General features: G+C 62.2%; 13 protein-coding genes. 9 read left to right on the plus strand and 4 right to left on the minus strand.

The features are described from left to right. Nucleotides 1–10: 10 nt before the first annotated feature. Nucleotides 11–763 carry a thioesterase II family protein gene (locus FRT59_RS09635; RefSeq protein ID WP_034117024.1) on the minus strand — a complete coding sequence of 251 codons (753 nt, stop codon included), beginning with the start codon at nucleotides 761–763 and terminating at the stop codon, nucleotides 11–13. A gap of 301 nt (nucleotides 764–1064) precedes the next feature. Between FRT59_RS09635 and FRT59_RS09640 the strand changes: the two genes are divergently transcribed. Beyond that, nucleotides 1065–1616, plus strand: coding sequence for an RNA polymerase factor sigma-70 (locus tag FRT59_RS09640; RefSeq protein WP_034117025.1), 552 nt, complete (start codon nucleotides 1065–1067; stop codon nucleotides 1614–1616). A gap of 40 nt (nucleotides 1617–1656) precedes the next feature. Here FRT59_RS09640 and FRT59_RS09645 read toward each other — a convergent pair whose 3' ends face one another. Together FRT59_RS09645 and FRT59_RS09650 are read right to left on the minus strand one after the other, a co-directional pair. Next, nucleotides 1657–2445 (minus strand): substrate-binding periplasmic protein, encoded by a 789-nt coding sequence (locus FRT59_RS09645; RefSeq protein ID WP_153838085.1) that lies wholly within the window; start codon nucleotides 2443–2445, stop codon nucleotides 1657–1659. Between the two features lie 92 nt (nucleotides 2446–2537). Further along, nucleotides 2538–3161: a TetR/AcrR family transcriptional regulator gene (locus FRT59_RS09650; RefSeq protein WP_153871060.1), complete on the minus strand. Its 624-nt coding sequence runs from the start codon at nucleotides 3159–3161 to the stop codon at nucleotides 2538–2540. Nucleotides 3162–3314: 153 nt separating this feature from the next. On the opposite strand from FRT59_RS09650, the gene FRT59_RS09655 reads away from it, so the two are divergent. From FRT59_RS09655 to ppnP, 8 genes are all read left to right on the plus strand, one after another. Next, complete coding sequence (locus FRT59_RS09655; protein WP_153871061.1) at nucleotides 3315–5093, plus strand: acyclic terpene utilization AtuA family protein; 1779 nt, start codon at nucleotides 3315–3317, stop codon at nucleotides 5091–5093. Between the two features lie 14 nt (nucleotides 5094–5107). Beyond that, a complete protein-coding gene (locus tag FRT59_RS09660; protein ID WP_034117032.1) occupies nucleotides 5108–5980 on the plus strand; it encodes an SDR family oxidoreductase in 873 nt (290 codons plus the stop codon). Between the two features lie 4 nt (nucleotides 5981–5984). Continuing rightward, on the plus strand, nucleotides 5985–7601 hold the full coding sequence (locus FRT59_RS09665) for an acyl-CoA carboxylase subunit beta (RefSeq protein WP_153871062.1): 1617 nt from the start codon (nucleotides 5985–5987) through the stop codon (nucleotides 7599–7601). A gap of 16 nt (nucleotides 7602–7617) precedes the next feature. Next, nucleotides 7618–8775 carry a citronellyl-CoA dehydrogenase gene (atuD, locus tag FRT59_RS09670; RefSeq protein ID WP_153871063.1) on the plus strand — a complete coding sequence of 386 codons (1158 nt, stop codon included), beginning with the start codon at nucleotides 7618–7620 and terminating at the stop codon, nucleotides 8773–8775. Beyond that, on the plus strand, nucleotides 8772–9533 hold the full coding sequence (locus tag FRT59_RS09675; protein ID WP_153871064.1) for an enoyl-CoA hydratase/isomerase family protein: 762 nt from the start codon (nucleotides 8772–8774) through the stop codon (nucleotides 9531–9533). Before atuD ends, FRT59_RS09675 begins: the two co-directional genes overlap by 4 nt. Nucleotides 9534–9642: 109 nt before the next feature. Further along, nucleotides 9643–11526 carry an acetyl/propionyl/methylcrotonyl-CoA carboxylase subunit alpha gene (locus tag FRT59_RS09680; RefSeq protein WP_153871065.1) on the plus strand — a complete coding sequence of 628 codons (1884 nt, stop codon included), beginning with the start codon at nucleotides 9643–9645 and terminating at the stop codon, nucleotides 11524–11526. 73 nt (nucleotides 11527–11599) lie between these two features. Beyond that, nucleotides 11600–12142, plus strand: coding sequence for a 3'-5' exonuclease (locus tag FRT59_RS09685; RefSeq protein ID WP_034117041.1), 543 nt, complete (start codon nucleotides 11600–11602; stop codon nucleotides 12140–12142). A 63-nt stretch (nucleotides 12143–12205) separates the two neighbouring features. Then, nucleotides 12206–12490: a pyrimidine/purine nucleoside phosphorylase gene (gene ppnP / locus FRT59_RS09690; RefSeq protein WP_034117044.1), complete on the plus strand. Its 285-nt coding sequence runs from the start codon at nucleotides 12206–12208 to the stop codon at nucleotides 12488–12490. Between the two features lie 48 nt (nucleotides 12491–12538). On the opposite strand, the gene FRT59_RS09695 is transcribed toward ppnP, so the two are convergent. Next, entirely contained in the window at nucleotides 12539–13342 is an 804-nt protein-coding gene (locus FRT59_RS09695; protein WP_153871066.1) for an MOSC domain-containing protein, read from the minus strand. Nucleotides 13343–13368 lie beyond the last annotated feature (26 nt).

The raw sequence follows: 13368 nt of genomic DNA on the forward strand, positions 1-13368 counted from the left end.
CGGGGAGCGATCAGACGGCAACCCGTTGCCGCGCTGCGTCGCTGCGCCAGCGGGCCAGGTGTTCGTCGGCATAGCGGCGCACGCAACGCAGCACGGCGCTTTCGTGTTGCACGAGGAAGAAGTGGTGGCCGTCAAACATGTCCAGGGAAAAGCCGCTGGCGGTGTCAAGTTGCCAGTCGAGCAACTGGTCGGCGCGCACGCTGTCCTGCTTGCCGCCGAACACATGGATCGGCAGGCCCAGAGGCTCGCGCTCGCCATAGCTGAAGCTGCCGCACAGCAGGAAGTCGGCGCGCAGGATCGGCAACATCAACTGCATCAACTCGGGGCTGGCCAAGGCTTCTTCGGCGGTGCCCTTCAACTCCCGCAAGCGGGCTATCAGTTGGGCATCGGTCTTTTCGATGGCGTATTCACTGACATCACGGCGCGCCGGGCCAGCAGTGCCGGAGGCGAACAGGGCCAGAGGCGCAGGCACATTGCGTGCGCTTAAAGCGTGGGCCAATTCAAACGCCAGCAACCCGCCAAGGCTGTGGCCAAACAAGGCATAGGGGCCGTCGAGGTCAGGGCTGATTTCTTCTGCGAGCTGCGCGGCCAGGGCCTTGATATCGCGTTGCAACGGCTCGTCCATGCGCATGCCACGCCCCGGCAACTCCAACGGGCATACGTGCAGCCAATCCGGCAGGGCGCGACGCCAGCGGGCGTAGACCGAGGCACTGGCGCCTGAGTGGGGCAGGCAAAACAGGCGCAGCCGGGTTGGCGCACTCATGAGGTGAGGACTCCAAACTGCAACATGCCGAATGCACGATAAAAACCCATCTGGTCCTCCTGCGGGTGCTGATCCTTGGCCGTTGCACTAACAGGCCTGTCACCCAGAAGAACGGACGGCAGCGGCAAATAATTAGTCGCCGGGGACGAGCGAGGCGTGGTTCACACCTTCCACAAAGGCATAAGATTAGTTCGTCTTCTCATTTGACAATCATTATCATTCAGCATAATTTGTTGCCCGATGTGTAGGAGGCCTCAGCAGGGACGCCCTCCCCTAACCTATTAGCAGTAAGGTGATTTCCATGACGGAACAAGTATCCACAGGCAGGTGCGACTCACCCCTTCTCCAGGCGTTCGTCGACAATCGACTGATTTTGGTGAAGATCGCGGCACGTATTACCGGGTGCCGCTCCCGCGCCGAAGATGTGGTGCAGGATGCGTACTTCCGGTTGCAGTCGGCACCGACGATCACCTCTTCGTTCAAGGCCCAACTGAGTTATCTGTTCCAGATCGTGCGCAACCTGGCGATCGATCACTACCGCAAGCAGGCTCTGGAGCTCAAATACTCCGGGCCCGAAGAGGAAGGCTTGAATGTGGTTATTCACGGCGCGTCACCGGAAACCTCCCACATCAATTTCAACACTCTGGAAAACATCGCCGACGCCCTGACGGAGCTGCCCCAGCGCACCCGCTATGCCTTCGAGATGTACCGCCTGCATGGGGTGCCGCAAAAGGATATCGCCAAGGAACTGGGGGTTTCGCCGACCCTGGTGAACTTCATGATTCGTGATGCGCTGGTGCATTGCCGCAAGGTATCGGGTAGCCATAGCGATACGTTTGCGCGCAGGGTTTGAAGTAGGGTGGGGACTCCCACATTTTGCCCCCCCAGAGAACTCAGGGCAGTGGTGTTACATCAATGCGATACGGCTCGAAGATCTTCAGCATCTCACCATTATCCCGAAGGCCCTTGAGCAATACAGAAAACGCCTCCCCCGTGATCGGTGCCTTCGGCCGCAGCAACGCGTAATGGTGATAAACCTGGTCAATGCGCTCCGACACCAGGAACTGCCCAGCCATGTCCGCGTTGCGCACCATGAAGTCACTCAAGTACGAACGGGTGACCAGGGCGATATCGGCGCGCCCACGGGCGACCATCAGCAAGTTGCTGTCATGGGAATAGGTCAACGTGGCGTTGAAGTGCTCGGCCATGTGCTTGGGGTCGGAGTTGAAGTTGGCGAAGGCGTAGTGATAGCCGCTGAATACCGCCAGGCGTTTACCGGTGAGGTCGGCGAAATAGCGCTGGTCGCGGCCGGACTGACGTTGGGCGACGAAGATTTCTGCATCTTCCAGGCCCATGTCGACACTGGTATGGGCAATGTTCTTCCAACCCCAGGACGGGTTTTCGAAGATCGCCATGTCGACCCGGCCTTGCTCGAAATCGCGAAAACGCCGTGGGATGGAGGTAGGCACCAATACAAACTGATAGTCGGTTTGCGCAGCGTTCAGGGCCTCGACCAATTGCGGCAGCAAGCCGGTGTCGGCCCCTTGCTCAGGGCGTATGGTGTAGGGCGGAAAGTGCGCCGCGCCGACTCTCACCAACTGCGCAGCACCGGCCTGCGTCCACGCTGCGGTGCCCAGTGCCCATAAAGTAAGTCCTGCAGCCAGCCGCCATGGCGAAAACATCGAGACACACACCGTTGAATACTCTGAGGGCGATAAGCTAGGCGTTTTTGCCTGGAGAGACAACGTTTGCCATCAAATTAATGGCCTGCGCTTCAGTCCGACTTCAGCACCATCAACAAGGCTTCTTCGGCCAGTTCTTCAAGGGTCAGGCTGCCCTGCGCGCGGAACCAGGTGGTGGTCCAGGACAACGCGCCTGTCAGGAAGCGCCGGGTGATAAACACATCGCCCCTGATGTAGCCAGCGGCCTTGGCCTCGCCTAGCACCTGCAGCCAGAGCTGCTCATACACATCGCGCAATGCCAGCACCTGGGCCTGACCTTCGGCCGACAGCGAACGCCACTCGTAGACCAGCACCGCCATCGCCTCGCCACTGCCGCCCATGATCGACTGCAACTCGCAGCGAATCAGCGCCAGCACACGCTCGCGCACGTTGCTTGCCTCCTCCAGCGAGGCACGCATCATCGCGGTGTTGTAGTGAATGGTTTCCTCCATCACCGCCCGCAAGATCTCATCCTTGCTCTTGAAGTGGTGAAAGATGCTGCCGGACTGGATGCCCACCGCGCTGGCCAGATCACGTACGGTAGTGCGCTCAAAGCCCTTATTGCGAAACAGGTGAGCCGCGGTTTGCAGCAATTTGCCCCGCGCACTCTCGGGATCGGTCAACTGGCCACCGTCGACCATGGCGCGCATCACCCCCAGGGCTTTGTGCTCATCCATGCTGCTCTCCTTCACTTCTACTGACGTCTTGGGCGGCAATTTAGGCCGTGGCCGCCACCCAAGCAAGCGCTTGGGTGAAACTTGTTCAGAGAGTTTACAAACCAAGCGCTTGCTTGGTAGTCTCGACGCCAGCCATTGGAGCAAGGATTTCTCATGAGCAAGACGGTTCGTATCGGCTGCGCCAGCGCCTTCTGGGGCGACACCTGCACCGCCGCCGCCCAGTTGGTGCACGGTGGCGCCTTGGATTACCTGGTGTTCGACTACCTGGCCGAAGTCACGATGTCGATCCTTGCCGGTGCGCGCATGAAAGATCCCCAGGCCGGTTACGCCATGGATTTTGTCGACGTCCTCACACCGTTGCTGGCGGATATCCAGCGCCAAGGCATCCGCGTGATCAGCAATGCCGGTGGCATCAATCCCCAGGCGTGCGCCGCCGCCCTGCAAGCAGCCTGCGACAAAGCCCAGGTGCCGCTGAAAATCGCGGTATTGCTTGGCGATGACCTGCACCCCCAACTCAAACACCTGCCCACTGTCAGCGAGATGTTCACCGCTGCCCCGCTGCCCCCCATGTGTGTGTCCGCCAACGCCTACTTTGGCGCGCCGGGCATTGCCCAGGCCCTGGGACTGGGCGCTGATATCGTCATCACCGGCCGGGTGGTCGACAGCGCAGTGGTGAGCGCGGCACTGGTGCATGAATTCAACTGGTCTTGGCAGGATTACGATCACCTGGCCCAGGCCGCGTTGGCCGGGCATATCATCGAATGCGGCGCCCAGTGCACCGGCGGCAATTTCACCGATTGGCGCGACGTGCCGGACTATGAGCACATCGGCTTCCCGATTGTCGAAGTCAGCGCCGACGGCCAGTTCACCGTGAACAAGGTCGAGGGCAGCGGCGGGCTGATCAGCGAACTGAGCGTGGCCGAACAGCTGCTGTATGAAATCGGTGATCCGCGCGCCTATCTATTGCCCGATGTGATCTGCGATTTCAGCCGGGTCAAAGTGCAGCAACAGGGCAAACACTCGGTGCGCCTGCATGGCGCCAAAGGCCTACCACCCACCGATCAGTACAAGGTCAGCGCCACCTACCCCGATGGCTTTCGTTGTACCGCCAGTTGCCTGCTCGCCGGGATCGACGCGGTGGCCAAGGCCGAGCGAGTCAGCCAGGCGATCATCAACAAGACCGCAGAACTGTTCAGCCAGCGTGGCTGGGCACCCTACAGCGAAGTCAACATCGAGCTGCTCGGCAGTGAAGCCACCTACGGCGCCCATGCCCGGCGCGAGGACTGCCGTGAGGTGGTGGTCAAGCTGGCCGTAAGGCACCCGAGCAAGCAGGCGCTGGTGCTGTTTGCCCGCGAGATCGCCCAGGCGGCCACGGGCATGGCTCCGGGGTTGACCGGCATCGTCGGTGGGCGGCCCACGGTGTACCCGCTGATCCGGCTGTTTTCGTTCCTGATCGACAAATCGTCCTGCGAAGTGGTCATCGACTACCTGGGCCAACGCCACGCCGTCGAGCTGCCTGCCTCGACGCCCATGCTCACACCCGCCGCCCCCACGGAACCGGCCAAACCCCAGGGCCGCGCCGACGCCAGCGTGCCGCTGGTGAAACTCGCCGTGGCGCGCTCTGGTGACAAGGGCAACCACAGCAATATCGGCGTGATCGCCCGCCACCCCGACTACCTGCCGTGGATTGCCGAAGCGTTGACCCCGGAGGTGATCGTCGACTGGATGGGCCACCTGCTCGACCCGATCCATGGTCGTGTCGAACGCTGGTACTTGCCCGGCAGCCACAGCCTGAATTTCCTGCTGGAAAATGCCTTGGGCGGCGGCGGCATCGCCAGCCTGCGCATCGACCCCCAAGGCAAAGCCTTCGCCCAGCAACTGCTGGAAATCCCCATCGCCGTGCCGCAACACATCGCAGACTCTCTCATCTAAAAAGGACCGTCGCCGTGGCCTTCGACTCAATCTTCAAAGCCGACCTGTTCCAGGGGCAAACCGTGATTGTCACCGGTGGCGGCAGTGGCATTGGCCGCTGCACCGCCCATGAACTGGCGGCCCTGGGCGCCCGCGTCATCCTGGTGGGGCGCAAGCCGGAAAAGCTGCAGAAGGTCGCGGCAGAAATTGCCGAAGACGGCGGCGACGCCCATTGGCACGCCTGTGATATCCGCGATGAAGAGGCGGTGAAAGCGCTGGTCACCCAGATCCTGCAGGACCACGGCCCGATCCACGGCCTGGTGAATAATGCGGGCGGCCAATATCCGTCGCCACTGGCCGCGATCAATCAAAAGGGCTTTGAAACCGTACTGCGCACCAATCTGGTGGGCGGCTTCCTGATGGCGAGGGAAGTGTTCAACCAGTCGATGAGCAAACACGGCGGCGCCATCGTCAATATGCTCGCCGACATGTGGGGCGGCATGCCCGGCATGGGCCACTCCGGCGCGGCGCGTTCGGGCATGGACAACTTCACCAAGACCGCCGCGTTTGAATGGGGCTATGCCGGGGTGCGCGTCAACGCCGTGGCGCCCGGCTGGATTGCCTCCAGCGGCATGGACACTTATGACGGCGCGTTCAAGGCGGTGATCCCTACCCTGCGCGAGCATGTACCGCTCAAGCGTATCGGCACCGAGTCGGAAGTCAGCGCCGCCATCGTGTTTCTACTCAGCCCGGCCGCAGCCTTTGTCAGCGGCAGCACCCTGCGCATTGACGGCGCCGCCAGCCTGGGCAGCCGCGCGTGGCCGCTGCACACGGCACAGGCGCCGAGTGAACCCTTCAACGGTTTCCACCGTGCCTACCTGCCGGATGTGCTAAAGGCGGAGCAATAACCCCATGCCGATGATTGAAAGCCTGATCGACGCCCACAGCCCGCAGTTCGCGCAAAACCGCGACGCCATGCTGGCCGCCATCGCCCAGTTGCGCCAACTGGAACACACCCTGCTTTCCAAGGCCCAGGAAGCCAAGCCCAAGTTCGACAAGCGCAGCCAACTGCTGCCTCGCGAGCGCCTCAATTTGCTGCTCGACCCCGGCGCGCCATTCCTCGAGCTGGCCAGCCTGGCCGGCTATAAGCTTCACGACGACAAAGACGGCAGCGCCGCCGGTGGCGGGCTGATCGCCGGCATCGGCTATGTCAGTGGCGTGCGCATGCTGGTGGTGGCCAACAACAGCGCGATCAAGGGCGGTACCATTTCGCCCTCCGGCCTGAAAAAGTCCCTGCGCCTGCAACAGATCGCCATGGAGAACAAACTGCCGGTGGTGACCCTCGCCGAAAGCGGCGGCGCCAACCTCAACTATGCCGCCGAGATTTTCGTCGAAGGCGCACGCAGCTTCGCCAACCAGGCGCGTATGTCAGCCATGGGCCTGCCACAGATCACCGTGGTGCACGGCTCGGCCACGGCCGGCGGTGCCTATCAGCCGGGGCTGTCGGATTACGTGGTGGTGGTGCGCGGCAAGGCCAAGCTGTTCCTCGCCGGGCCCCCGCTGCTCAAGGCCGCGACGGGCGAAGTCGCCAGCGATGAAGAACTGGGTGGCGCCCAGATGCACGCGCAAACCGCCGGTACAGCCGAATACCTGGCGGAAAACGATGCCGATGGCGTGCGTATCGTGCGTGAAGTTGTCAGCCTGCTGCCGTGGAATGACCGGCTGCCGAAGCCCGCGAAAAGCACCTATAAAGAGCCGTTGTACCCCATCGACCAGTTGCTGGGACTGATCCCCGATGACCCGAAAAAACCCTACGACGTCCGCGAGATCCTGGCGCGCCTGGCAGACGGCTCGCACTTCCTGGAATTCAAGGGCGAGTTCGACGCCCACACCGTCTGCGGCCACCTGCATATCCAAGGGCGCGCCGTCGGCGTGATCGGCAACAACGGCCCGATCACGCCGAAGGGCGCAAGCAAGGCCGCGCAGTTTATCCAGCTGTGTGACCAGAGCCGCACGCCGCTGCTGTTCCTGCACAACACCACCGGTTTCATGGTCGGCACCGAGTCCGAACAACAAGGGGTGATCAAGCACGGCGCAAAGATGATTCAGGCGGTGGCCAACGCCCGCGTGCCTAAACTCACCATCGTGGTCGGCGGCTCCTACGGCGCCGGCAATTATGCGATGTGCGGACGCGGCCTGGACCCACGCTTTATCTTCGCCTGGCCCAACAGCCGCACGGCGGTGATGGGCGGCGCGCAAGCCGGCAAAGTGCTGCGTATCGTCACCGAGGCCAAACAGTTGAAGGACGGTCTGGTGCCCGACCCCAAGGTGCTGGACATGCTCGAACAGGTGACTGCGCAAAAGCTCGACAGCCAGTCCACTGCGCTCTACGGCAGCGCCAACCTGTGGGACGACGGGCTGATCGATCCACGGGATACCCGCACTTTGCTTGGGTTTGTGCTGGATATCTGTCACGAAGCCGAACTGCGGCAACTGCAACCGAACAGCTTTGGCGTGGCGCGTTTCTAACAGGAGAACAAGAACAATGATCTTTACCCAGGAACACCAGGAACTGCGCCGCACCGTGCGCGCCTTCGTCGACCGCGAGATCAACCCCCATGTGGATGAATGGGAAAAAGCCGGGCGCTTTCCCATCCACGAGATCTTCCGCAAGGCCGGCGACCTCGGCCTGCTGGGCATTTCCAAGCCGGAACAATTCGGCGGCATGGGCCTGGACTACAGCTACTCCATCGTCGCCGCCGAAGAATTCGGCAGCATCCGCTGTGGCGGCATCCCCATGTCCATCGGCGTGCAGACCGACATGTGCACCCCAGCCCTGGCGCGCTTCGGTTCCGATGAACTGCGCGACGAGTTCCTGCGCCCGGCCATCAGCGGCGAGCAGGTCGGCTGCATTGGCGTCTCGGAAACCGGCGCCGGCTCCGATGTGGCCGGGCTCAAGACCCATGCACGCAAGGACGGCGACGACTACGTGATCAACGGCAGCAAAATGTGGATCACCAACTCGCCCAGCGCCGACTTTATCTGCCTGCTGGCCAACACCTCGGACGACAAGCCGCATATCAACAAATCCTTGATCATGGTGTCGATGAACACCCCGGGCATCAGCGTCAGCCCACCTCTGGAAAAGCTCGGCATGCACAGCTCCGAGACCGCCCAGGTGTTCTTCGACAGCGTGCGCGTACCGCAGCGCAACCGCATCGGCCACGAAGGCGCAGGCTTCATGATGCAGATGCTGCAGTTCCAGGAAGAGCGCCTGTTCGGCGCAGCCAATATGATCAAGGGCCTGGAGTACTGCATCGACAGCACCATCGAGTACTGCAAGGAGCGCCAGACCTTCGGCAAAGCCTTGATCGACAACCAGGTGATCCACTTCCGCCTGGCCGAACTGGCGACCGAAATCGAGTGCCTGCGCGCCTTGGTCTACCAGGCCACCGAGCAATACATCAAGGGCCAGGACGTGACTCGCCTGGCCTCCATGGCCAAACTCAAGGCCGGACGCCTGGGCCGTGAAGTCAGCGACAGTTGCCTGCAATATTGGGGCGGCATGGGCTTCATGTGGGACAACCCGGTGGCCCGCGCCTATCGCGACGTACGCCTGGTATCGATTGGCGGCGGTGCCGACGAAATCATGCTGGGCATCATCTGCAAACTGATGGGCACCCTGCCCGGTAAAAAGCCATGAACACCTTGCTGCTCGAAGCCCATAACGGTGTGCTGCACATCACCCTCAACCGGCCTGAATGCCGAAATGCGATGAGCTTGGAGATGGTCAAGGAACTGCGTGAGGTGCTGGCACAGTTGGACAGCCAGGTGCGCGCCGTGGTGATCAGCGGCGCTGGCGGGCATTTCTGCGCGGGGGCCGATGTGAAGGACCTGATCGGCGCGGGGAATCAGATGCAAGCGTTGAATCGCGCGTTTGGCACGCTGCTGCAAGAGGTCGAGGCGTTGCCGCAGGTAGTGATTGTGCTGCTGCAAGGCGCGGTGCTAGGCGGCGGGTTTGGGTTGGCGTGCGTGAGTGATATTGCAATCGCTGATCACAAAGCGCAGTTCGGCTTGCCGGAGACCCGCCTGGGGTTGTTGCCGGCGCAGATTGCGCCGTTTGTGGTCAAGCGTATTGGGCTGACCCAGGCACGGCGACTGGCGCTGACGGCGGCGCGGTTTGATGGGGTTGAAGCAGAGCGGCTGGGGGTGGTGCATTTTGTGGAGCATGACCCGCAGGCATTGGCGCAGCGCCTGGATGAGGTGTTGGGGCAGGTGTTGCAATGTGCGCCGGGGGCGAATGCACGGACTAAATCCCTGTTGCTGGCCAGTGTGAATGAGCCGCTTGGTGCCGTGCTGGACCGCGGGGCACAGTGGTTTGCCGAGGCGGTGACAAGTGAGGAAGGGATTGAGGGCACGCAGGCATTTGTGCAGAAGCGCATGCCTCGGTGGTGCGAATGACGCTATCGGGGGCAAGCCCCCTCCCACATTTGAAATGCATTCCAATGTGGGAGGGGGCTTGCTCCCGATGAGGCCAGAACAGACCCTCCATCATCAAAGGGATAACCCAATGCCCGCACTCACCAAGATTCTGATCGCCAACCGCGGCGAAATCGCCTGCCGTCTCCAACGCACCGCCCAGGCATTGGGCTACCGCACCGTCGCCGTGTACAGCGACGCCGACACCCACGCCCTGCACGTGCAGATGGCCGACGAAGCCGTGAACATCGGCCCCGCTCCCGTACACCAGTCATACCTGAACATAGCCGCCATCCTCGACGCCGCCCACCGCACCGGCGCCGACGCGATCCACCCTGGCTACGGCTTCCTCTCCGAAAACCCCGACTTCGCCCGTGCCTGCCAGAACGCCAATATCACCTTCATCGGCCCCAGCGTCGAAGCTATCGAACTGATGGGCAGCAAGCGCCTGTCCAAACTCGCCATGCTCGATGCCGGCGTCCCCTGCATCGCCGGTTACCAAGGCAGCGCCCAGGACGATGCCACCCTGCAACTAGAGGCCGAGCGTATCGGCTTCCCGCTGATGATCAAGGCCAGCGCCGGTGGCGGTGGGCGTGGCATGCGCCTGGTGCATCAACGCGAGCAACTGCTGGAGCAACTGCGCACCGCACGTTCGGAAGCCATGCACGCCTTCGGCAACGACGAGTTGATCCTCGAACAGGCCCTGATCGACCCGCGCCACGTTGAGGTCCAACTGTTCGGAGATAGCCAAGGCAACCTTATCTACCTCGGCGAGCGCGACTGTTCCATTCAGCGCCGCCATCAGAAAGTCATCGAAGAAGCCCCCTGCCCCGTGATGACGCCCGAACTGCGCCAGGCCATGGGCGAAGCTGCGCTGAAGGCCGGGCGTGCGGTGAATTACGTCGGCGCCGGCACCGTGGAATTTCTGCTCGACCGCAACGGCCGGTTCTATTTCCTGGAAATGAACACGCGCCTGCAAGTCGAACACCCGGTGACCGAACTGATCACCGGGCTCGACCTGGTGGCCTGGCAACTACACATCGCCACGGGCCAACCCTTGCCGTTTGAGCAAGCCGATGTGGTCCTCAGCGGTCACGCCATGGAAGTACGCCTGTACGCCGAAGACCCGGCCCAGGGCTTCCTGCCGCAAACCGGTGACGTGCTGCGCTGGGATCCCGCCCCCGGCGTGCGTATCGACCATGGTTTACGCGAAGGCGAAAAAATCAGCCCATTCTATGACCCGATGCTGGGCAAGATCATCGTCCATGGCGCCAACCGTGAAGAGGCCCGACGTAAGTTGCTGCGGGCGGTGGAAGACACGGTGTTACTCGGCGTCACCACCAATCAGAGGCTATTGGCTGATTTGCTCAAACATCCGGGTTTTATCGCCGGCGATTTCAGCACCGCATTTATCGCAGAACACTTCGGCGACATACCGCCCCAAGTGCCGTCGCAAGAACAGGTCACCCTGGCAGCAGCACTGTTTTATACACACAGCGCCGACCAGCATCCCCAAGGTCTGGCAGGATGGCGCAACAACGCCACTGTTGCGTGCACCTATCGCCTGGAGGTCAATGGCCAAATCCACGCCGTGACGAGCGACGCTCTGCCACTCACCACCGACGGGCGCTGGGCCACCCTGGAGCTCAATGGGATTCGCCGGCGCATCGCCTACCACCTCGACGACACTCAACTGTGGTTGCCCGGCTTGAAGGTCATCAACCGCTCCCAACAAGTCGCCAGTCGCCAGGCCGACGCCAGCAGCGGCACGGTCAAGGCGCCAATGGACGGCGCCATCGTCGACATACGGGTCAGCGTCGGTGAACGCGTCAGCAAAGGCCAACTCTTGCTGGTGCTCGAAGCGATGAAAATGGAGCACCCGTTGAAGGCGGGCATCGACGGCATCATCAAGGGCGTGCAGGTGGTAACAGGCGATCAGGTGCGCAATCGTCAGGTTTTGCTGGAGATCGAATAACGGCCTAGGCGGAACTACAGGGCCCGGCTACGCTCTATCCCCATCAGGAAGGACGAGTACGGGAACCTGCACCATGCCTCATTGGCTGATTATTGACCTTGAAGCCACAACGGATGACGGCGGCTGGCCCGTGACGGAGATGGAAGTCATCGAGATCGGCGCCAGCCTGGTCAACCGCCAGGGCCGCGAACTGGATCACTTCCAGCGCTTTGTGCGGCCACTGCGGCGGCCATTGCTGACGCCCTTTTGCCGCAAACTGACGCATATCACCCAGGCCAACATCGACGCAGCCGCGCCAATCACCGAGGTATGGCCACTGTTCGAGCGCTGGCTGGGCCAGCATCAGGCACGCCTGGAAGGTTGGGCCAGTTGGGGTGATTACGATCGCGTGCAGCTTGAACTCGAATGGCAACGCCATGGCCTGGCCAGTGCGCTTGGGCAGACGCCCCATGTGAACCTCAAGCAGCGCTTTGCCAAGGCCCGGCGCCTGGACAAGCCGCTGGGGCTCAATGGCGCCCTGCAGTTGGCCGGGATGCAGTTCCATGGTCAGCAGCATCGCGCGTTGGAAGATGCACGCAACACCGCACGCCTGTTACCGTTGATTTTGCCGGTCTAGGCAGCTCCCGTGGGCTTGGGCATACTGGCCGGCCTTTCCAGACCCTTTTCCGAGGATTCACCCATGTTCAAAGTCAACGAGTACTTCGACGGCACCGTCAAGTCGATCGCTTTCGGCACCGCAGAGGGTCCGGCGACCATCGGCGTGATGGCTCCGGGTGAATACGAATTCGGCACCGCCCAGCGTGAAATCATGCACGTGGTGTCCGGCGCCCTGACCGTCAAACTGCCTGATGCCAACGAGTGGGAAACCTTCGCCGCCGGCAGCCAGTTCCACGTACCGGCCAACAGCAAGTTCCAGTTGAAGGTCGCCGTGGACACCGCTTACCTGTGTGAATACCGCGGTTAAGCGTCACCGGCACATAAAAATGCCCGTCTCCAGCGAGACGGGCATTTTTTATTCCAGCACCGTCACCGGCATGCCGATTTCCAGGCGCCCGATGCCGTCGTTGACCAGGTTCTGGCCGAACATCGCGCCCTTCTCGGTCTTGCGGTAGGCCTCAAGCGTCGCGAAGGGCTCGCGGTCGGGGCTGCGCTCGCCGGTCTGTGGGTCAATGGTGGTGAGGATGCAACGCGAGCACGGCTTGACCACCCGAAACTCCACATCGCCGATGCGCAAGCGTTTCCAGCCATCCTCGGCAAAGGCCTCGGCGCCTTCGATCACCAGGTTGGGACGAAAGCGCAGCATCTGCATCGGCCGGCCGATACGCGCGCACAAGTCGTCAAGGGAAGCCTGGCCGATCAGCAGCAAGGGGTAACCGTCGGCAAACCCCACCTGATCGTCATCCTGGCCATAACCGGACTCGGTGAAGCGTGCGCGCTCAAGGGGCATATGGACCAGGCGCGTGGGTTTGCCAATGAACGCACTGACCCAGGCTGCCGCCGCATCGCCGGCATCCGGCACGCGCAGGGTATCGCGCCAGATGGTCACGCCGCGCAACCCATCGTCGCCGGGCAAGGCCACGTCAAGCGCGGTATGGCCGGGCGAGCTGAGGGTCAGGCCGCCGGTGCTGTTCCACAGCGCCGACAGTTGGCTCATCTTCGCCACGGCCCGTTGCGTCAGGAACCTGCCGCTGGCTTCGTCCACCAGCATCCAGCGTCGATCCCCATCCACCCCGAGTCTATCCAGGCCAATCTGCTGCAAGGGTTCGCCCTTGCCGGATTTCAAGGGGTAACGGTACAACGCGCTGAGACGAAGCATGGGCCTGCATTCCTGGGAAACAAAGT

The organism is Pseudomonas haemolytica (assembly GCF_009659625.1).
Lineage (GTDB): Bacteria > Pseudomonadota > Gammaproteobacteria > Pseudomonadales > Pseudomonadaceae > Aquipseudomonas > Aquipseudomonas haemolytica.

Excerpts from the sequence above, each read along its gene's own strand:
- FRT59_RS09635 (WP_034117024.1), bottom strand. The coding sequence starts at position 763 with ATGAGTGCGCCAACCCGGCTGCGCCTGTTTTGCCTGCCCCACTCAGGC.
- FRT59_RS09640 (WP_034117025.1), top strand. The coding sequence starts at position 1,065 with ATGACGGAACAAGTATCCACAGGCAGGTGCGACTCACCCCTTCTCCAG.
- FRT59_RS09645 (WP_153838085.1), bottom strand. The coding sequence starts at position 2,445 with ATGTTTTCGCCATGGCGGCTGGCTGCAGGACTTACTTTATGGGCACTG.
- FRT59_RS09650 (WP_153871060.1), bottom strand. The coding sequence starts at position 3,161 with ATGGATGAGCACAAAGCCCTGGGGGTGATGCGCGCCATGGTCGACGGT.
- FRT59_RS09655 (WP_153871061.1), top strand. The coding sequence starts at position 3,315 with ATGAGCAAGACGGTTCGTATCGGCTGCGCCAGCGCCTTCTGGGGCGAC.
- FRT59_RS09665 (WP_153871062.1), top strand. The coding sequence starts at position 5,985 with ATGCCGATGATTGAAAGCCTGATCGACGCCCACAGCCCGCAGTTCGCG.
- atuD (WP_153871063.1), top strand. The coding sequence starts at position 7,618 with ATGATCTTTACCCAGGAACACCAGGAACTGCGCCGCACCGTGCGCGCC.
- FRT59_RS09675 (WP_153871064.1), top strand. The coding sequence starts at position 8,772 with ATGAACACCTTGCTGCTCGAAGCCCATAACGGTGTGCTGCACATCACC.
- FRT59_RS09680 (WP_153871065.1), top strand. The coding sequence starts at position 9,643 with ATGCCCGCACTCACCAAGATTCTGATCGCCAACCGCGGCGAAATCGCC.
- FRT59_RS09685 (WP_034117041.1), top strand. The coding sequence starts at position 11,600 with ATGCCTCATTGGCTGATTATTGACCTTGAAGCCACAACGGATGACGGC.
- ppnP (WP_034117044.1), top strand. The coding sequence starts at position 12,206 with ATGTTCAAAGTCAACGAGTACTTCGACGGCACCGTCAAGTCGATCGCT.
- FRT59_RS09695 (WP_153871066.1), bottom strand. The coding sequence starts at position 13,342 with ATGCTTCGTCTCAGCGCGTTGTACCGTTACCCCTTGAAATCCGGCAAG.